Origin of the sequence: Cystobacter fuscus (assembly GCF_044360685.1) — a bacterium.
Lineage (GTDB): Bacteria > Myxococcota > Myxococcia > Myxococcales > Myxococcaceae > Cystobacter > Cystobacter fuscus_C.
In genome coordinates, this window is sequence record NZ_CP043491.1 from 6,265,323 (window position 1) to 6,285,022 (window position 19,700).

At 68.9% G+C, this 19,700-nt stretch carries 16 protein-coding genes; 10 read left to right on the forward strand and 6 right to left on the reverse strand.

What is annotated here, in order from left to right; translation table 11 throughout:
* Nucleotides 1-173 precede the first annotated feature (173 nt).
* Nucleotides 174-1,601 (forward strand): glycosyl hydrolase, encoded by a 1,428-nt coding sequence (locus F0U63_RS25665; RefSeq protein ID WP_395833357.1) that lies wholly within the window; start codon nucleotides 174-176, stop codon nucleotides 1,599-1,601.
* A 5-nt stretch (nucleotides 1,602-1,606) separates the two neighbouring features.
* Here F0U63_RS25665 and F0U63_RS25670 read toward each other — a convergent pair whose 3' ends face one another.
* Nucleotides 1,607-2,842, reverse strand: coding sequence for an ATP-binding protein (locus F0U63_RS25670; RefSeq protein ID WP_395833359.1), 1,236 nt, complete (start codon nucleotides 2,840-2,842; stop codon nucleotides 1,607-1,609).
* Between the two features lie 49 nt (nucleotides 2,843-2,891).
* Entirely contained in the window at nucleotides 2,892-3,914 is a 1,023-nt protein-coding gene (locus F0U63_RS25675) for an aldo/keto reductase (protein WP_395833361.1), read from the reverse strand.
* Between the two features lie 200 nt (nucleotides 3,915-4,114).
* On the opposite strand from F0U63_RS25675, the gene F0U63_RS25680 reads away from it, so the two are divergent.
* Entirely contained in the window at nucleotides 4,115-4,447 is a 333-nt protein-coding gene (locus F0U63_RS25680; RefSeq protein WP_395833363.1) for a hypothetical protein, read from the forward strand.
* A 34-nt stretch (nucleotides 4,448-4,481) separates the two neighbouring features.
* On the opposite strand, the gene F0U63_RS25685 is transcribed toward F0U63_RS25680, so the two are convergent.
* A complete protein-coding gene (locus F0U63_RS25685; RefSeq protein ID WP_395833365.1) occupies nucleotides 4,482-5,486 on the reverse strand; it encodes an NAD(P)-dependent alcohol dehydrogenase in 1,005 nt (334 codons plus the stop codon).
* A 376-nt stretch (nucleotides 5,487-5,862) separates the two neighbouring features.
* On the opposite strand from F0U63_RS25685, the gene F0U63_RS25690 reads away from it, so the two are divergent.
* On the forward strand, nucleotides 5,863-6,165 hold the full coding sequence (locus F0U63_RS25690; RefSeq protein WP_395833367.1) for a hypothetical protein: 303 nt from the start codon (nucleotides 5,863-5,865) through the stop codon (nucleotides 6,163-6,165).
* Between the two features lie 70 nt (nucleotides 6,166-6,235).
* Here F0U63_RS25690 and F0U63_RS25695 read toward each other — a convergent pair whose 3' ends face one another.
* Nucleotides 6,236-7,123, reverse strand: a complete 888-nt coding sequence (locus tag F0U63_RS25695; protein WP_395833369.1) for a LysR substrate-binding domain-containing protein — start codon at nucleotides 7,121-7,123, stop codon at nucleotides 6,236-6,238.
* A 102-nt stretch (nucleotides 7,124-7,225) separates the two neighbouring features.
* Between F0U63_RS25695 and F0U63_RS25700 the strand changes: the two genes are divergently transcribed.
* Nucleotides 7,226-8,365 (forward strand): quercetin 2,3-dioxygenase, encoded by a 1,140-nt coding sequence (locus tag F0U63_RS25700; RefSeq protein WP_395833371.1) that lies wholly within the window; start codon nucleotides 7,226-7,228, stop codon nucleotides 8,363-8,365.
* A gap of 23 nt (nucleotides 8,366-8,388) precedes the next feature.
* Here the strand turns inward: F0U63_RS25700 and F0U63_RS25705 are convergent, their stop codons facing one another.
* Together F0U63_RS25705 and F0U63_RS25710 are read right to left on the reverse strand one after the other, a co-directional pair.
* On the reverse strand, nucleotides 8,389-10,116 hold the full coding sequence (locus F0U63_RS25705) for an N-acetylmuramoyl-L-alanine amidase (RefSeq protein WP_395833373.1): 1,728 nt from the start codon (nucleotides 10,114-10,116) through the stop codon (nucleotides 8,389-8,391).
* A gap of 74 nt (nucleotides 10,117-10,190) precedes the next feature.
* Nucleotides 10,191-10,955: a DUF3592 domain-containing protein gene (locus F0U63_RS25710; RefSeq protein WP_395833375.1), complete on the reverse strand. Its 765-nt coding sequence runs from the start codon at nucleotides 10,953-10,955 to the stop codon at nucleotides 10,191-10,193.
* 64 nt (nucleotides 10,956-11,019) lie between these two features.
* Between F0U63_RS25710 and F0U63_RS25715 the strand changes: the two genes are divergently transcribed.
* The 6 genes from F0U63_RS25715 (at nucleotide 11,020) to F0U63_RS25740 (ending at nucleotide 19,672) form a co-directional block, all read left to right on the forward strand.
* Complete coding sequence (locus tag F0U63_RS25715) at nucleotides 11,020-12,888, forward strand: ATP-binding protein (protein WP_395833377.1); 1,869 nt, start codon at nucleotides 11,020-11,022, stop codon at nucleotides 12,886-12,888.
* Nucleotides 12,889-12,897: 9 nt separating this feature from the next.
* On the forward strand, nucleotides 12,898-13,989 hold the full coding sequence (locus F0U63_RS25720) for a DUF2891 domain-containing protein (protein ID WP_395833379.1): 1,092 nt from the start codon (nucleotides 12,898-12,900) through the stop codon (nucleotides 13,987-13,989).
* An 83-nt stretch (nucleotides 13,990-14,072) separates the two neighbouring features.
* Entirely contained in the window at nucleotides 14,073-15,089 is a 1,017-nt protein-coding gene (gene mltG, locus F0U63_RS25725) for an endolytic transglycosylase MltG (RefSeq protein ID WP_395833381.1), read from the forward strand.
* 78 nt (nucleotides 15,090-15,167) lie between these two features.
* Entirely contained in the window at nucleotides 15,168-16,241 is a 1,074-nt protein-coding gene (locus tag F0U63_RS25730) for a 3-deoxy-7-phosphoheptulonate synthase (RefSeq protein WP_395833383.1), read from the forward strand.
* The gene (locus F0U63_RS25735) at nucleotides 16,241-17,653 is read left to right on the forward strand and encodes a hypothetical protein (protein ID WP_395833385.1); all 1,413 of its coding nucleotides are present in this window, start codon (nucleotides 16,241-16,243) and stop codon (nucleotides 17,651-17,653) included. Before F0U63_RS25730 ends, F0U63_RS25735 begins: the two co-directional genes overlap by 1 nt.
* Nucleotides 17,654-17,740: 87 nt before the next feature.
* The gene (locus F0U63_RS25740; protein WP_395833387.1) at nucleotides 17,741-19,672 is read left to right on the forward strand and encodes a hypothetical protein; all 1,932 of its coding nucleotides are present in this window, start codon (nucleotides 17,741-17,743) and stop codon (nucleotides 19,670-19,672) included.
* The last annotated feature ends 28 nt before the right edge of the window (nucleotides 19,673-19,700 follow it).

Consider the following 19,700-nt stretch of genomic DNA (forward strand, 5'->3'; position numbering starts at 1 on the left):
GACCTGTCCTCTCGAGTGGACAGGTCCTGTTCTCCGCTCAGGACAGTGGCCGCGTGGAAGCAGGCCCGCCCCGAGGGAGCGCCCTCGCGTTTCCCGGGTTTTTGGCCTTGGTCCGGAGTTTGCTCCTGGGGTTCGCCGCAGACTTCAACCCCACCCCAATGGAGCAGTTCTCCATGAATCTGTCGGCCACCCTGCCCCCTCTCTTCTCTCGTCAGCGATTCCCCCGGCTCATGACCGCCGCCGCGGTGCTCGCCCTCTCCGCGGCCTGCGGTGGGCCCCTCGAGGAGAACTCGTCCCAGGACGACTCCTCCGTCACCCTCGAGGGCACGCTCGCCGGCGCCCTGACCCTCAGCAAGTCGATCTCCATCGTGGATGCCACGCTGGAGCGCGGTCAGACGCTGAGCGCGAGCGTGACCTACAAGAACAGCGGCACCACCGCGGTCACCGCGAAGAACATCGTGCTCACCTCGCGCGCGCCCGGCGGCACGCACGCGGACGGCCCCTTCTACGATCTGACGCCGCGCATCACCAACCGCACCCTCCAGCCGGGTGAGAGCGTGACCCTCACGGCCACGCGCGTTCTCTCCTCGACCGATCCGCTGGGCACCTGGGAGGTCTATCCAACCTGGGAAGACAGCACGAGCACCTGGCTCGATGGCGCGGGGCTCACCTTCTCGGTGGCGGCCGCTGGCGGCGGCACGGGGAGCGATCCGGGCACCTCCGGCCCCTGGCTCTCCGGCGCCTCGGGAGTGGGCGTGGCCTCGGGCGCCTTCGGCACCTGGCGTGGCACCCCGGTGAAGATCGCCTCCACGTGGTCCGACAACAACACGGCCGCCGCGAACTTCTGGCAACTGGACCCGGGCGCGGAGTTCGGCAGCTGGCAGAACAACCTGGACATCGCGGTGGGCGCCATCGACTCGGGCGAGTCCTGGAGCGCGGCGGCCTCCGGTGCCTACGACGCGCGGTGGCGCCAGTCGCTCACCACGCTGAAGAACAAGTGGGGCAGCCGTCCGGGCACGGTCTACATCCGCTTCGCCCACGAGATGAATGGCAACTGGTACCCCTGGAAGGTCACGGCGAGCGACGCGACGTCCTTCATCACCGCCTGGAAGCGCTACCGCGCGCTGCAGAAGGAGATCTTCCCGGCCGCCAGGCTGGTGTTCAACGTCAATCGTGAGTCCGTGAGCTCGGGCATCGACTGGCGCAAGACGTTCCCCGGCGCCGCCTATGTCGATGTGCTGGGCGTGGACTACTACAACCAGTACCCCTACGTCGCGACGGTCACCGACTGGAACAACGCCATCCAGCAGACCGACGGCTACGGCGCTCCCAAGGGTCTGGCCAGGCACCTCGAGTTCGCCAAGAGCGTGGGTCTGCCCCTGTCCATCTCCGAGTGGTCCGGCAACGCGGACAACGGTGACTCCCCCGTCTTTATCGAGCAGATGTACAACTTCTTCAAGGTCAACGGTGGCACCGGCGCCGGCAAGGTCCTCTACGAGGTCCTCTTCAACGTGGACAGGGACAACCGCCGCTGGCTGCTCTACCCCACCGCCAACACCCGCATGCCCAACTCCGCGGCGCGCTACCAGCAGCTCTTCTAAACCACTCAGCGCCCCCTGACGTCACTCCCGCCCGGGCCGTCCACCACGGAGGGCCCGGGCGGGGCCTGGCTCAGGGTGAACGTGAAGACCGTTCCCTCTTCTCTCGACGAGGACACCTCGAGCGCTCCGCCATGGGCCCGGGCGATCTCCGACACGATGTACAGCCCGAGCCCGAGGCCGGTACGAGGATGGCCCGCCGGCCCCCGGAAGTAGGGGCGGAAGAGCAGCGGCAGCATCTCGGCCGGGATGGGCGGGCCGCGGTTGGTGACCGACAGCACCACACCGGCCGCCCCGCGTCGCAGCGAGACGTCCACCGGCTCACCGGCGTCGCCGTGCTCGAGCGCGTTCGCCAGCAGGTTCGACAGGAGCTGTCCGATGCGCTCGCGATCACAGCGCACGCCCGTGCAGTCCTCGTCGGCGGTGAACCGGATGACCCGATCCGGGTGCGCGCTCTCCAGTTCCGAGACGATGTGCCGGAGCGCGGCCGGCAGATCATCGACGAGCGAGAGAGTGAGGCCGATGCCTCCTCCCAACCTCGCCCGGGCGAAATCCATGACGTCATCGACGAGCCGTGACATGCGCCGGCAGCTCTCGCGGATCCGCCGGACGACGTCGACCTGCCGCTCGGAGAGCGGACCACGCATCAGCGAGCCCGCGCCCACGACCACGGACGCGAGCGGATTGCGCAGATCGTGGCCGAGCACGGCGATGAACTGCTCGCGCAGCTCGGCGGCCTCCTTCTCGCTGCGAAGCTGTTCGCGTGTCGCCTCCTGGCGTGCCTCGGCGTCGAGCTGAAGCGCGATGAGCTCGGAGAAGAGCTTCATCATCGCCAGGATGTTGGGCGCCCCGAGCGGGGTGGGCCGCGAGTCGAACGCGCAGAGGTTGCCGAAGTACTCCCCGTTCTTCAGGAAGATGGGCACCGCGATGTAGCTCTCCAGGCCGTATATCTTCGGGGTGTGGTGGGTGCAGTAGTGGGGATCCTCGCTGACGTGGCTGATGATGATGGGAGTGTGGGAGTCGCGGACCTCGCTGCACAACGTGGTCGCGACGTCGAGGGTGCCGCCCGCCTTCAAACCGAAGGCGAGCTCATCGTGCACCGCGCACGCGGTCCAGGTGTCCTGGGTGACACGCGCGACGAGGGAGAAGCGCAGGCCCGTCGTCTCCGTCACGACCCGCAGGATCGTGGGAACGGCTTCCAGGCGGGAGACCGCCTCGACATCGGATGGGATGGACCGGGCCATGAGGAGCAGCAGGAGTAGCAGCAGGATAGCCCGCTACCACGAATCCGCCTCACCGTCGCCGAGCGGCCGGAGCGAGCGCCGGATTGTCCCATCCCGCGTCAGCCGGATGGATGTTCGTCCCGGGAGTGACGATCTCATCGACGCGATCCAGCACCGCGCTGTCCAGCGTGAGCTCGGCGGCGCCGAGCTGCGACTCCAACTGCTCCATCGTACGAGGTCCAATGATGGCCGAGGTCACCGCCGGATGCCGGATGACGAAGGCGATGGCGAGGTGGACGAGGGACATGCCCGCGGAGTCGGCGAGCTGGCCCAGGGCATCGGCGGCCTCGAGCTTGCGCTGGTTGGCGGGCTGCGACAGATCATAGCGGGCTGGCATGCGAGTGGCGCGCGGCGAGGAGGGCGCCGCCGAGCCCTTGCGCCACTTGCCCGACAGCCACCCGCCCGCGAGCGGACTCCAGGGGATGACGCCCATCCCGTGGCGCTGACAGGTGGGCAGGATGTCCGCCTCCACGCCTCGCACGAGCAGGGAGTACGGCGGTTGTTCACAGACAAAGCGCGTGAGGCGCCGCTCGCGCGCGGTCCATTGCGCCTCGACGATTTGCGACGCCGGGAACGTGGAGGAGCCCACGTAGCGCACCTTGCCCTGGGTCACCAGGTCGCTCAGCGCCCCAAGCGTCTCCTCGACGTCGGTGTCCGCCGAGGGCCGATGCACCTGGTAGAGATCGATCCAATCCGTCCGCAGGCGGCGCAGCGAGGCCTCGACCTCCTGGAAGATCCACCGGCGGGAGTTGCCCTGCTGGTTGGGATCTTCCCCCATGGACGCATGGAACTTGGTGGCGAGGATCACCTTGTCGCGCCGGCCATCGGCCAGGGCCTTGCCGACGATCTCCTCGGACTCGCCCCGCGAGTAGATATCCGCGGTGTCGATGAAGTTGATCCCCGCGTCGAGAGCCCGGTGGATGATCTTGATGCTGTCGGCATGGTCCGGGTTGCCCCACTGACCGAACATCATGGCGCCGAGGCACAACGGACTCACACGGACACCGGTCCGTCCAAGGATGCGGTGGTTCATGTCTGACTCCCTCTGGGTGGTGCATCGAATCCCCATGGAGTGTTCACCCACCTTCGCGAGCACCAACATGGTGGCTTCCCCGAGCGGAGTGCCGCCGAGCCAGCGAGCCGTCCGCCCCCTCCTGGGGAGGTGATGCGGTGCCCCCGCATGCCGACCTTGAGACGGACAGCCCCACGAGGGCCCACGACGGAGACAACGCCATGGCCGGCAAGAACAGGAAGGACGCGCCCCGGGACATCGGGGACGATCAACAGGCGGGCATGATGCAACCCGGGGAGAGCTTCCAGCCGCGCAACCGGGGCGAGATGGAGGACGCCCTGGACGAGGGCGCCGCGCGGGTGAGTCGCGAACTCGCCACGGACGACGAGGCCATCAATCCCGGGCCCCAGGAGCAGACGCCGTGGGAGGCGAGTGTGGAGCGCGGCGAGGAGTGGACCGTGGAGCAGGTGCCCGAGCGCGAGGCACGCGGTGACGAGGAGCCCGACTCGGAGGTCTCGCGCCGGGGGCTGGTGAATCCACCTCCCGAGGAGTAGCCCGAGGCTCGGGAATGCAGGCTGGGGCCGCGGCTCACCATTCGAGGCAGATCTTGCCGAAGTGGCGGCCCGACTCCTGGTGGCGGAAGGCGTCGGCGATGCGCTCGAGCGGGAAGCTCGAGTCGATCACCGGCTTGATGCCGTTCGCCTCAATGGCGCGGATCATCGCGAGCTGCTGCTCGCGCGAGCCAACGGTCAGTCCGCTGATCCGCACGTTGCCCGTCATGATGGCGGCCGTTGGCACCTCGCCGGCGAAGCCCGCCAACACGCCGATGAGCCCGATGTGGCCCCGCAGGCGGCAGGCCGCGATCGACTGCGTGAGCGTGCCGGCGCCGCCGATCTCGACGACATGATCGACTCCGCGCCCGCCGGTCAGCCGCCTCGCGGTGGCGCCCCAGGCTTCGTCTCGTTTGTAGTTGATGACGCGGTCCGCACCCAGTGCGGTCAGCCGCTCGAGCTTCTCGTCGGAGGACGAGGTGGCGATGACGCGCGCGCCGGCGGCCTTGGCGAACTGCAGCGCGAAGATGGACACGCCGCCCGTGCCCTGGACGAGCACGGTCTCACCGGGCAGGAGCGTTGCCTCCACGAACAGGGAGCGCCATGCGGTGAGCCCGGCGCAGGTGAGCGTCGCGGCCTCGGCGTGGCTGTAGCCGGCCGGCGCGCGGGTGAAGGCGGTCGCGGGCGCCACCACCTCCTCGCGCGCATAGCCGTCGTCCGCGTCGCCAGGCACCGAGGAGAAACTTTCGAGGGTCGGCTCACCGCCCAACCAGCGCGGGAAGAAGGTGCTGACGACCCGATCGCCCGGCGCGAACTCGGTGACGCCCTGCCCCACCTCGACCACCTCGCCGGCACCATCCGACATCGGGATGCGGCCGTCGGGTGTCGGGGCCTTGCCCGTCACGACGAAATAGTCGTGGTAGTTGAGTGAGCTGGCGTGCAGCCGCACCCTGATTTCACCTTTGCCAACTGGTGGCAGCTCCGCCTCTCCGAGCACCAACCGCTCGAGCCCCCCAGGTTTCCTCAGCCTGATCGCGCGCATCCCGTCCTCCCTTGTGGGCGGCCGAAGATAGTACGTGCCGATTCCCGAGTGGGGCACATCCCTCATGCGCGGCACGCATGTTCCCGGGCCGAGCCTCGGAGGAATGTCTCACGTCACACATCAATGAATCGTGTGCCGGTAATGCCCTCCGCATCCATGGGACGGTCCAGTTGTGTGGATGGATATAAGCAGCACGTCATCTCGGTGGCTCTGCCGCTCGCAGGGCCTCACACGCCTACGTGTTCAAGCGCGCGGTCCCTTCCCCGACATTCGTCGGTTCCCTCTCGCAGGAACTCGGCACTGAGAGTAATATTCCTCTCGAAGTTATGTTTAGCGAAATTGTCGCCACGTTCGAGCGACAGTCTCGGAGGTACAAATGAATTCCGAAGGCGCCGCCCACTGGTTTTACGACAAGAGAGAATCAATCCGCGTCGAGGCCGGGCATGATGCCGAGAAGTTCGAGGCGCTCGTCCTGGACCCAGCGCTCGAGCGTGAAGCTCGGGAGAGATTTCCTGATGACCCAATTCTATACGCGCAGCTTCGTGCGGTCCTCGAAACCGAGCTTACGCTCGCCAAACGTGGAATATTTCTGCTCGATGGCCCACCCACGGAAGAGCAAATCGCCGAACTGAGGAGGCGCAATCGCGAGGAGCTTCGATTGCTGAAGTGGTCCGAATGACGTTCGCGGGGGTGCTGGCGACTTGTGCACACCCGGCTTTTGTGTCGTGAAAGGCGTCATCCCGGCTGGCTCAGGTCTTGGGCAGTGCCTGGACGACCTCCGCGAAACGTTGCACGGCCGGAGATTGCTCGTCTCGCCGGTAGGCGATGGACGTCTCCATCCTCGCGCGTACGCCGGTGAGCGGACGGTAGGCGACGTCGATGTCGATGTTCATCCGCACGATGGACTCGGGCACCAGGGTGACTCCGAATCCCGCGGCCACCAGATTGAGGCCCGCCATGATGTTGGTGCCGCGGTAGGCCGTGCGGGAGACGAAGCCCGCGATGCCCTCGATGGTGGGAATGCCCAGCTCGGCCCTCGCACTCGAGTAGTCGATCAACGACTCCTTCATCAGCAGTTCCACCGGAACACTGTCCCGTCTGGACAGCGGGTGATCCGCGGGAAGGGCCACCATCAACCGCCAGGCCCCTACCCTCGCCGTGATCAGCTCGGCGGGCATGGAGGACGAGGGGGCCGTGATGAAACCGACGTGGAGGCGCCGTTCCAGGAGCGCCGCGAGCTGATCATTCGGGTGCATTTCGTGGAACACGAGCTCGATGTCCGGCGCGCGCTGCCGGAAGGCCTTGAGCACCCGGGCCAGGACCCCCGAGAGCGCGGCGTTGAACGAGAACCCGATGTCCAGGCGCCCGAGCTCTCCCCTCCCCGCGCGGATCGCCACCCGGGCCGCCCGCTCGGCCTGTTCCTGTGTCCGTCGTGCCTCCTCCAGGAAGAGCCTGCCCGCCTCGGTGAGCTCGACCGTGCGCCGCGTCCGGTTCAACAACCGCACGCCCAGTTCCTCCTCCAGTGACTTGATCTGCATGCTCAGCGCGGGCTGCACGATGCCCAGCCGCCGCGCGGCCCGGCCGAAGTGAAGCTCCTCGGCCACGGTGACGAAATAGCGAAGATGGCGCAGCTCCATTCATCAGTCCCAATGATAAGTAGAGCCCTTTCTATATATTGGAACTCTTTATCTGGCCACGGCATGTTGTGAGTCGAACCCGCCTCAGAAAGAGAGACGAGAATGAACTCGCATTGGCTGAAGCCGAGTGCGTGGACGCTGTCCTGCGCCTTGATGATGGCCGCCGTTCCCATGCGGAGCGCCCACGCGCAGGACAACGGCGCCACCGACATCCAGAAGGTCGTGCCGCAAGGCAAGCTGCCCGGGCAGCTCGCGCCCTATTACATCAGGAGTGGTGAGGGCGAGCGGTGGCTGGTGGGTGGGCTGGTCGCGACGTTGATCGCCCGGGGACAGGACACCGGAGAGATGTTCGAGACCGCCATCCTGACGGGCGGGCGCGACGCGAACTTCCCCCAGCACACCCACGCCCGTTCACACGAGGCCCTCCTGGTGCTCGACGGCGAGGTCGAGTTCTGGCTGGGCAATGGGCACTACGTCATGCACCGGGGCGACTACGCCAGCATCCCCCCGGGGACGCCGCACGCCCTCAAGATGCTGAGCCACCGGACACAGGTGCTGTCCTGGACCACCGGAAAAGAGGTGGGGCCGCTCTACAAGGCGCTCGGCCAGACCTACGCCGGCCATGTCCAGCCGGAGAAGGTCGACCCCACGATCGCGGCGGACCTGAAGAAGAAGGCGGAGGCCACCGCGGACGTCCGGTTCGACGCCAGGCCCCTCGCCAAGGGCACGCCCCAGCGCGTCCAGAACGCCACCCTCCCCGAGAAGAACGTGCCCTACGTGCTCGCCGCCGGCGAGGGCCAGAGGATGGTCGCGGGAGATCAGCTCTTCACCTTCCTCGGCGATCAGAAGAACAGCGATGGCAGGTTCATCGCCGTCATGACCGAGGGCCCTCCGGGTCCGATGATCCCGGCGCACTACCACGAGAAGCACACGGAGAACTTCTTCTGCCTGGATGGCCTCATGACGATGCGGGCCAACGGTGAGACGCTGACGGTGTATCCGGGCGACTACGTCCACGTGCCCGCCCGCACCATCCACGCCTACCAGCTCAACAGCCCCTATACGCGCTTCGTCGGGTTCCTCACCCCGGGACTCTTCGAGTCGTTCTTCCGCACCCTGGGCGACAAGTACGACGGGTATGTCTATCCCCAGAAGCCGCTGCCCTTCCGCTTCGATCGGGTGCTCGCGAAGATCAACGAGCTGGATTTGAAGCTCGTCGAGTCGCCCGCGCCGAAAAAGTAGGCGTGGCCCACGGGGGCTGGCCGCTACGGCACCGCCGACGGCGCCTTGGCCACCTGGCGGCGGCCCCCGACGAAGTCCTCCACGCCCTGGGCGATGGCCTGGGCCACCTCGTCCTGGTACGCCTCGGAGCCCAGCCGCTTCTCCTCCTCGGGGTGGGACAGGAAGGACGTCTCCACGAGGATGGCCGGCATCTTCGCGCCCAGCAGCACGTAGAACAGCGCCTCCTTCGTGCCCAGGTTCTTCACCCCCGAGTAGTTCGCCGACAGGTGGCTCACCAGGTTCCTCTGCACCTGGTTGGCCAGCCGCGTGGACTCCTCGGTGTTGGCCTTGGTGGCCAGGTCCGCGAGGATGAACTGCAGGTCGCTGATGCCCTTCTCCGAGGAGGCGTTCTCGCGCGCCGCCAGGCGGATGGAGTAGCGGTCCGCCGAGGTGTTGAGTGTATAGGTCTCGACGCCGCGCAGCTTGGACGTGGTCGCCGAGTTGCAGTGGATGGAGATGAAGAGATCGCCCCGGGTGTCGTTGGCCAGGCGTGCGCGCTCCTCGAGCTTCAGGTAGCGATCCTCGTCACGCGTGAGCAGCACCTCCAGGCCGCGCTCACGCAGCTCCCGCGCGAGCTTGCGCGAGATGGCCAGCGTCACGTCCTTCTCCCGCAGCCCCTTGCGGCCGATGGCGCCCGTGTCATGCCCACCGTGCCCCGCGTCGATGACCACCCGGCGCACCTTCAACCCGAGCTGCTCCGCCAGCGTCAGCTCCGCGCCGTTGGACACCTTCGCCGCGGCCTTGAGCCGCGCCTGCGCCATGTGCTCGTCCACCGCCGCGGTGACGGGCTTGTTCGCCTCGATCAGCTCGGCCGCCGTGGGCGCCGCCATCGGCTTCGACTCGGCGAACTTCACCTCCACCGGCTTCGGCTCCACCGGCTTCGACTCGGCGACCTTCACCTCGGCGGCCTTCGGCTCCGCCGGCCTGGTCTCGGCGGTCTTCGTCTCCACTGGAGCCGGGGACGACGGCGTGGGCGGCGCCTCCCGTGCCTGCTGGCTGATGGCGTCGAGCAACGGCGACGAGCCGGGACGCTCGCCGCCCGTCGTGGCCGAGGCCTGTGCGGTGGCGGGCTCCGCGGGCTTGCTGAGATCGACGCGGATGACCGGCGGCTGCGGCGTGGGAGCCGGCTTGACGGGCTCGGGCGCGGACGCCACGACGGGCGCGGGCGCCGGCTCCGCGGGCTTGCTCCGCGCGGGAGTGGGCGCCGCCTTGGGCGGCGGAGGGAGCGAGGCCAGGAGCGACTTGAGCTCCGCGATCCGGTCTCCCTTGGAGTGTTTGGCCAGGAAGCTGGTGATGATGCGGCGCGCGGTCTCGGGCTGATCCATCCGCTCGAAGTAGATGCGCGCGAGCGTCACCGCCGCGTCGTCCGCGAGCCGGTGCTTCGAGTGGGCCTCCACCACGCGGGTGTAGTCGGCGATGGCCGCCTGCTGATCCTCCACGACGAACGAGAGGCGGCTGAGCGAGTTGAGCAGCTCGGCCGCGGTGTAGAGGGCGTCCGGAGCGCGCTCGCTCTTGGGGTAGTGGCTGGCGACGGCCTCGAACTTGCTGGCCACGTTGAGCCAGTGGTGGCGCAGCTTGCGCCGCGCGGCGTCGTCCTTGAGGACGTAATAGGAGCGGCGCGCCTCCTCGTAGGCGACCTCGGCGGGGTCCCGCTTCGCCTGGGCGGAGAGCGGCAGCAGCAGGGCCAGGAGCGGAGCGAGGTGAGAGCGCATGAACGAGGCCTCCAGGTAGGGCGAGGGCTACAGACGTGTGTCATGGCCCTCCCCCCCCGGCAATTTTTCGCCCCTCAGCGCACCCACTCCAGGGTCCGGGCCAGCTCCTCGTCGATGACCCGGGCCTCTCCGGGCAGGGAGGACAGCACCGCCGCCAGCACCTTGTCCCCGTTGCGCACCGGGGCACGGCCGCCCCGCAGGCGCGCGCGCACCGCGTGCTTCTGGTCCTGCTTCCAGTAGGTGGCGGGGAAGATGGTCTCCCGGCGGGACTCGGGCAGGGCCGTGTCCGGTGTCAGCCACACCAACATGCCCTTGCGCAGCGGCTCCAGCTCCGCGCGCAGGGTCCGCTTGAGCTCCCAGGCGAAGAGGCCCAGGGCCCCGAGCGCTCCGAGCAGTACGCCCCAGGGCACCAGCCCGAGCGCCCGCGCCCGGGCGCGCACGTGGCGCTCCTCCCGGGGCTTGTCTGGCACCTGGGGATCCACCAACAGGGGAATACGGGCGCCCCGGCCCAGGCCCTCGACATCCTCGACGCGCGCGCGCACGCCACTGGCCGAGTAGCTCACGGGCCCTACATTATAGAGCACCTCCAGGCGTGCCTCGGCGCCGTCGCGCTCGTCCAGCGGGGGCAGGGTCATGGTGACCAGTTGACCATCCAACGGCTCGGCGCGTGCGACAAAGCCCTGCTCTTCCACGACGAAGCGGCCGAGCAGCGCCGCACCCGCCCCGAGGGCCGTCATCAGCGCGAGTCCTCCGAGCAACACCCGGCCGAGCCGGGCGAGGGCACCAGGGACTCGGATGAGCGAAACGCGCCGGGGCGCTTGAGGAATGGCGAGTTGCATGGACCACATCCTATACAGACCTTCCCGAACCAACATGAAACCGGAGACCGAGAGTGGAGCGAAAATGCCCGGGGTAGAGAACTCCTGGCTGACGCCGGGGGGACGGTTGCTCCGCCGGTTGGACGTCTTTCTTTCCGAGCCCCTGCGCCGGGCGGCTCCGGAGGATCTCGGCCGCTACCGGCTGCTCATCCTCATCTCCCTTGGGCTGCTGCTGCTCCATGCGCTGAGCCTGCTGTTCCTGCCCTGGAGCCCCGAGCCCTGGGTGCAGGGTCCACTCGCCATCCTCATCCTGGGCGTGTCCACGTGGGCGCTGGCGCGGTTGCGCCGCCCGTGCTCGCCCGAGAAGACGGCGCTCCTGGTCTGTTCGGCATTGGCCGTGGCGCTCGTGTTCTTCAGCACCGCCCAGGAGCTGCCCTACGCGGCCTCGCATGCGGCGACCATGTTGCTGCCCGCGTTGTCCGTCTATCTGGTGGGCGCGCGCCTGGGATTCTTCCTCACGCTCCCCGTCTGTCTGGTTCTGGGCGTGCTCCACCCGATGCGCTACACGCTGCTCGGGCTCATGCCGCGGCAGGACCTGGTCCAGTTATGGATATTGGATGTGTCCGCCGCCGTCTTCATGCTGTGCATCTGGGGGGTGAGCTGGATGCATGCCTCCGCGCTGGACCAGGCACGCGTCTCCCGGGAGCTGGTGCTGCACACGCTGCACGAGAGCGAGTACAAGCTGCGCATGCTCATCGAGAACACCGACGATCTGGTGTGCTCGCTGGACACGAAGGGCCGGATCCTCGTCGCCAACGCGGCGATGCGCGACTACTGCCGTGGCCGCTACGGATGGCAGGCGATCCCCGGCGAGCCCCTGCTCTCCCCCGAGGCCCAGAACCAGCGGCAGGTGGAGCACATCCTCCAGCAGGTGCTGCGCGGGCAGTCCGTGAGGATCGAGGATGGCTCGCTCGAGGGCAGCCCACCGAAGGTGCTGGAGCTGTCCTTCAAGCCCGTGCTCGGCGAGCAGGGGGAACCGATCGGCGTGACCCTCTTCGGCCGGGACGTCACCGAGCGCCGCGAGGCCGAGCACAAGCTCACCGAGATGCACCGCTCCCTGGTGGATGTCTCGCGTCAGGCGGGCATGGCCGAAGTGGTCACCGGGTTGTTGCACAACGTGGGCAACACCCTCAACAGCATCAACGTCTCGGTGCACCTGGTCACCGAGCGCATCCGCGCCTCGCGCGTGGGCAGCATGGTGCGCGCCGCGGAGCTCATCCACACGCACCGCGAGGCGCTGGGCAGGTTCCTCGAGCAGGATCCCCGCGGGCAGCAGCTGCCTTCCTACATGCTCGCCCTCTCGCGGCAGCTCATCGAGGAGCAGCAGGCCCTGCTGGCCGAGCAGCGCACCCTCACCGACGCGCTGGATCACGTCAAATCCATCATCGGCATGCAGCAGGAGCACGCGCGCGTGTCCGCGCCGGTGGAGCTGGTGAAGGTAGCCCAGCTCATCGACGATGCCTTGCGGCTGCATGCCGTGTCCTTCCAGCGCTCGGGCATCGACATCCGCCGCGAGTACGAGCCGCTCCCGCCCATCCTGCTCGACCGGCACAAGCTGCTGCAGATCCTGCTCAACCTGCTCAGCAATGCCCGCCATGCGCTGCTCGACAGCGAGCGGGACGACAAGCGCATCATCATCCGCCTGGCGGCGCTGCCCGATGATCGGGTGCGGATCCAGGTGATCGACAACGGACAGGGCATCTCGCCCGAGCACCTGACACGCATGTTCACCCAGGGCTTCACCACCAAGAAGGACGGGCATGGGTTCGGCCTGCACATCAGCGCCCTGGCCGCCATCGAGATGGCGGGCACGCTGTCCTGCGAGAGCGAGGGACCGGGCCTGGGCGCCACCTTCACCATCGATCTGCCCATGCAGAGCGAGCGTCCGGGGTAGAGTCCCGGCATGCAGTCCTCCTTCCTCCTGGCCCTCCTCGTGACCACGCTCAACACCCAGGCTCCCGCTCCCCCGGACTTCGGCGAAGAGGCCGCGGCGCGCTTCGCGGAGCTCGCGCTCACCTGTGTCCATCGCGAGTACCCGAACAAGATCGCCCACGTGATGAACGGCGACGCGGACGCGCGCCCGCCTCGCGAGCTCACCCCCGCCTTCTACGGGTGCTACGACTGGCACTCCTCGGTGCATGGGCACTGGCTGCTCGTGCGCCTGGCACGGCTCCATCCCCAGGCCCCCTTCGCCGCGCGGGCCCGCGAGGCGGTGGCCCGGAGCCTGACGCCCGAGAACATCGCGGCGGAGGTGCGCTACCTGAGTGTCTCGGGCCGGTTGTCCTTCGAGCGCCCCTATGGGCTCGCCTGGCTGCTGCAGTTGGCGGCGGAGCTGCGCGAATGGGAGGATCCCCAGGCCCGCGCGTGGTCCACCGCGCTCGAGCCCCTGGAGGCGCACGCGGCCGGGCGCTTGCGCGAGTGGTTGCCCAAGTTGTCGCGGCCCATCCGCGTGGGCGAGCATGATCAGACGGCCTTCGCCTTCGGGCTCGTGCTGGACTGGGCCCGGCGCGCCGGGGATGAGGCGATGGTGAAGCTGCTCACCGAGCGCGTGGAGACGTTCTACGGCAAGGATGTCCGGGGCCCGCTCGCCTATGAGCCCTCGGGGCATGACTTCCTCTCTCCGTGTCTCGCCGAGGCGGACCTGATGCGGCGCGTGCTCCCCCCGGCGCGCTTCGCCACCTGGCTGAGCGGCTTCCTGCCGGAGATTCCCACCAAGGCCAGTGCGTCCTGGCTGGAGCCGGCGGTGGTGACGGATCCCGGCGATCCGAAGCTCGCGCACCTGGATGGACTGAACCTGAGCCGGGCGTGGATGCTGGAAGGCATCCTCTCGGGCCTCCCCCCCCAGGACAAACGGCGCCGCGCCCTGGAGGAGACGGCGAAGCGCCACCGGGAGGCGGGACTCCGCTCGGTGACGGGGGCCCACTATGAAGGGGGGCATTGGCTGGGCAGCTTCGCGGTGTACCTGGTGACCGGCAGGGGCCTGCCCCGGCCCTGAGCGCCTGTCCGCCCCTCGGACGGCGGCACGGCGGGCGCGCTTCGCCCGCCTGGGGGCGCGAGGCGGTGCTAACCTGGGGCGACATGAAGCGTCTTCTATGGGTCCTGTTCGGGGTCGTCCTCCTCGGCGTGGTGGCGGCGGGTGGCGCCTGGGTCTGGGTACAACGGGAAGTGCAGCGCGCCGCGGCGCCTCCGGGGGCTCCCACGGTGGAGTTCGTCGTCTCCAAGGGTACGACGGGCCGTGCCCTGGGGCCGCAGCTCGTCTCGGCGAAGCTCATCAATGACGGCCGGATGTGGCGCTGGTTCCTCTTCCGCCGTGGCGCGTTCGCTCCCAAGGCGGGCCGGCACCTGGTGAGCCCGTCCATGACGATGGCGGAGCTCGCCGCCGCGCTCGAGTCCGCCCCGCTGCCCGAGGACAAGCCCTTCGTCATCGTCGAGGGCTGGCGCCTGCGCGACACCGACGCCGCGCTCGCCGCCGCGAAGCTCATCGCCCCGGGGGCCTACGTGGAGGCCGCCAGCCACCCCGAGCGCTACAAGGCCCCCTTCCAGCTCCCCCAGGGCACCCTGGAGGGCTACCTCTACCCGGAGACGTATGGCGTCGTGCCCGGGGCGTTCAACGTGGAGGAGCTCGTCCAGCGCCAGCTCGACACCTTCGCCGAGCGCTTCTACCTCCCCCACCGCGAGGCGTTGTCACGGGGCAAGCGCACCCTGCACGAGGTGGTGGTGATGGCCTCCATGCTCGAGCGCGAGGAGCCCGTGCCCGCCCAGCGCCCCGTCGTGGCGGGCATCCTCTGGAAGCGGATCGACAAGGGCTTTCCCCTGGGGGTGGATGCCACCTCGCGCTACAGTCTGAGCGAGTGGAACGACCGCAAGGCCTTCCTCCAGCGGCTGCGCGACACGACGGACCCCTGGAACACGCGCCATCGCAAGGGCCTGCCGCCGGGTGCCATCGGCTCTCCCACCGTGGAGTCGCTCCAGGCGGCGCTCGCCCCCCAGACCAACGAGTTCTGGTACTACCTGCACGACTCCGAGCGGCGCCTGCACCCCTCGCGCAACGCCGAGGAACACGAGGCCCTGCGTCGTAAGTACAATGTGTATTGACGTCGTCGTGACGTGTTCTCGATATAGCTTTCCCCGGAATCTGTTATACTCGGGAACTTCACTGATTCGATGAAACCCATGACCTCCAGTACCGAAAACCTGAATGTCGTCGGCATTGACCGCATGGCCACTCCCGCTGAGCTGAAGACGCGGGTCCCCATGACCGAGCGTGCCGCCCAGTCCGTCCTCGCCGGCCGCCGCACCCTGGTGAACATCCTGGAGCGCAGGGATCCGCGCCTGTTCGTCATCGTGGGTCCGTGTTCCATCCACGACCCCGCGGCGGGAATGGACTACGCGCGCCGCCTGCTGGCGCTTTCCGCGGAGGTCCGCGAGACGTTGTACGTGGTGATGCGGGTGTATTTCGAGAAGCCTCGCACCACGACGGGTTGGAAGGGTTTCATCAATGATCCGCGCATGGACGACTCCTTCCACATCGAGGAAGGAATGGAGCGCGGCCGTCGCTTCCTGAGGGATGTGGCCGAGCTGGGCCTGCCCGCCGCCACCGAGGCGCTCGATCCCATCGCGCCGCAGTACTACGGCGACCTGGTGTCCTGGACGGCCATTGGCGCGCGCACCGTGGAGTCGCAGACCCACCGGGAGATGGCCTCGGGGCTGTCGACCCCCGTGGGCTTCAAGAACGGCACGGACGGCGCGCTGGAGTCGGCGGTCAACGGCATCCTCTCCGCCTCGCACGCGCACAGCTTCCTGGGGCTGAACGAGAACGGGGTGTCGGCCATCATCCGCACCCGGGGCAACGCCCACGGGCACCTGGTGCTGCGCGGCGGCGGCGGACGGCCCAACTACGACACGGTGTCCATCACCCTCGCCGAGCAGGCGCTCACCAAGGCGAAGCTGCCCTGCAACATCGTCGTGGACTGCTCGCACGCCAACTCCAGCAAGAAGCCCGAGTTGCAGCCGCTCGTCATGCGCGACGTGGTGCACCAGGTGCGTGAGGGCAACCGCTCGATCATGGGCCTGATGATCGAGAGCTTCCTCGAGGCGGGCAACCAGCCCATCCCCGCCGATCTGTCCAAGCTGCGCTATGGCTGCTCGGTGACGGACGCGTGCGTGGACTGGAGCACCACCGAGACCATGCTGCGCCAGGCCCATGAGGTGCTGCGCGGAGTGATCCCCACGCGCCGCGCGGCGTGATGTCCGGGACCCGCGTGCGCTGGCTCGTCGCCGGCGCATTCCACCCCGCGCCCACGGGGCGGCGCTTCCCACTCACCGAGCAGTCCTTCGCCGAGGAGCTCCGGCGCGCCACCACGGGCCTGCGCGTCACCGTGCCGGACCGCATCGGCTCGGGCGACACGAGCACCCATACGCTGTCCTTCGGCTCGCTGGACGCCTTCGGGATGTCCGCGCTCATCGCCTCCCTGCCGGAGCTGCGCGCCCTGAGCGCCCTGCGCGAGGCGATCTCCGGCACGCGCCCTCTCGCGCCCGAGGACGCCGCCCAGCTCCGGGCCTCGCTGGGTGAGGGCCGCCTGACCGAGGCCCTGGCGCGCGCCCGCACCTCCCGAGCCGCCTCGCTCGCCCTCGTCGAGGAAGCCCTGTTCACCACCGCCCGGGAGCTGCTCCAGCATCCGCTCGTGGCCCGGCTGGAGTCCGCCTGGCGCGGGCTGCACTGGTTGTGGACGCAGTGCCCCGCCTCCGCGGGCATGGAGCTCGAGGTGCTCGACGTCGGGCCCGAGGCGCTCGTGGACACCCTCGCCGCGAGCCTCGAGGGGCCCGCGCTTCAGCGTCCCGATGCCTGCTTCCTGCTGGACGTGGGCGAGGATCCGGCCACCCCGGGGAGGCTCGCCGCCCTGGGAGAGCAGGCCTGGCTGCCCCTCGTCATGGCGGCCCCCGCGTCCCTGGGTGGTGCCGGGCTCGCGGGCACCCAGGACTTCCGTCCCCCGGACGCGTGGAACCGGCTGCGCGCCGACGAAGCCTCACGCTGGCTGTGCGCCGCGCTCAACCCGGTGGTGATGCGCGCCGAGCGGCACGGAGAGGTCCACGCGGAATGCCTCGCCAGTCCCGTGCTGGGCGTGGCGGTGTTGCTGGCGGCGAGCTTCCGCGACACGCACACCTTCGCGCGGCTCGTGGGTCCGGGCAGTCCGGTGCGCGCCCCCGCCGTGTGGCGGCCCCAGGAGGCACGGGGCCCGGTGGCGACCGAGGCGTGTCTCTCCCTCCGGGAGCAGCAGCGGCTGGCCTCGCGGGGCCTCGCGGGGGTGAGTGGGTGGTGGGACTCGTGGGACGTGAACCTGGCGGCGGCGCCCACCGTGTATGGCGGCCGGGACGCAGCGCCCCTCCCCGCGCAACTGCTCACCGGCCGCATCGTCCGCCTCGCGCAGGAGCTGATCGAACGGCTGCCTCCCCAGGCCAGTCCCCAAGCCATCTCGGAGGTATGTGCCCGCGCGGCGAGCGCGTTCCTTCCCGCGGGCCCGGGCCGCCGCTGCGAGCTGCACGGAGAGGTGGTGTCCCTGGGCCGGGGCGAGCGGGGCCTGCACGTGCGCGCCGCGCTTCCTCCGGAGCTGGCCGGCACCCGCCTCGAGCTCGAGCTCACCCTGCCCTTGCGCGGTTGAGCTCGCGCCGCGCGTGGGACTGGCGCACGGACCGAGGGGATGTGCGATGATGAACGGCGCGTCCGGACGCGATGGGGAGGACCGCCGGTGGGTAAGACATTTCACGATGATCTCCGGCTCGAGTTGTCACTCACGGCGGGCGGCAGCACCTTCACCATTCCCGGTGGACGGATCAAACACCTGTCGGTGCAGCTCACCTCGCATGGCTTCACCGCGGCGGTGACCTTCTGGACCTCGCTGGAGAAGCAGGACACGCCCCTCTTCGCCGCCTTCCAGAAGCCGGATCTCATCCAGGTGCGCGTCGCCATCGCCACGGAGGATCCCGAGCTCCCCTCGCCTCCCGCGCCGATCGTGCTGATGGGCCTGGTGCGCAGCCGCCGTCTCGTGGCGGAGGTGCACGGCACCTTCCAGGACACCCCCCGCGTCTTCCGCCGCTACACGTTCGAGTTCGCCGACGCCGCCCAGGTGCTCTGGCGGCAGCACCGCCCCGTGGAGCTGCACACCAACACCTCCATGAAGGAGCTGCTCGAGGCCCACAAGGCCAGCCTCCAGCTCGCGCTCGACTGGACCGAGCTCAAGCGCAAGCAGCCGATGATCTGCCTGGGGTTGGGAGCGGATGAGCCCGGGGTCAGCTTCTACGACTACGTCTGCTGGTACGTGGACTCGCACCAGGGCGTCTTCAGCTACGACAACCAGAAGAACGAGTACCTCTTCGCCGACAGCAAGCCGTCCTCGGGTCAGGCGGCCCCGCTCGGTCCGCTCCGGGTCCATCGCACGCGCGTCCTCCTGCCGCCCCCCATCCGCCACGCGGCGCGGGTGCTCAACGCCGTGGCCCAGGCGCCCACCACCACGCCCATCGAGCAACCCCAGGCCGTCCAGGGCACGTACCACGACGTGGTGGTGCGCACCCCACTGGCCAACCGGGCCGATGAGCGGCAGAAGCTGGAGAAGACGCGCCTGAAGCTCCGTCAGCGCCAGCTCCAGGTGGCCTTCAAGCGCTATCCCCCGGTGGATGTCTTTCCCGGCGCGCTGCTGCGTCTGGAGGGGGCGATGTGGCCCAAGTCCCTGACGGGGCGCGACGAGGACATGCGGGTGGTGGAGATGGACTTCGAGGCCCATGCCGAGGGCGCGGGTCCCAATGACAATCAGCAGGATCTGCTGGCCGGGTACATGATCCGGTGGTCGGTCCTGCTGGAGTCCGCCTCCGAGGCGGCGGTCCCGCTGCCCGCCTACCGCGTCCCCCGCTATCCCATCCACGTCGAGGGCCTGGTGCACAGCCCGGGCGGCGAGCCCGAGGATCGGCGCTACCTCATCGTCGAGGACGAGAAGACCTCGCTCACCGACTACCGGCTGACGGTTCCCCTGTGGAACAAGACCGTGAGCGTGCCCGCCGAGCCCATCCACATGCCGGGTCAGTTCTTCTTCCCGCCGTACAAGAACACCCGGGTGCTGGTGGCGCTCCACCACGAGCGCGCCGAGCTCTTGCGCTTCATCGACTGGAAGGAAGGCGTGCGCACGCCCCAGTCCGGCCAGGGCGATCAGCTCCTCCTGGGCGAGAACAAGTCGAGTCAGACGGCGCTCACCCATGACTTCCAGGAGGACAAGCCCGTGTGGCGCATGTTCCGCACCTCGGGCGGCGACACGCAGGTCATCCGCATGGGCGAGGGCAACCTCTTCATCCAGGTGAAGGAGACCCAGGCCTCGGCGGCGCCCACGCCCACCTACGACGTCTCGCCCCAGGTGGAGGCCGCCAAGGGGGATCTCTCGGCGTCGGTGGGCGACTCGCTCGGGCAGACGTCCGCGGCCTTCCAGGGGGCGATGGCGGCCTCGCGTGCGAAGATGCAGGGCGCGCAGGCGGCGATGAAGACGGCGATGAAGGCGGCCCGCGCGGAGGTGGGCGCCAAGGTGGCGGCGGCCAAGAGTGGAATGCAGGGCGCCTCCGCGAAGCTGTCCCAGAGCTCCGGCCAGCTCTCGGCGGCGAGCGAGTCGGCCAAGGCCTCGCTGCAGAAGCTGCGGTGAGCAACGAACGGATGGATGGGGGACACCC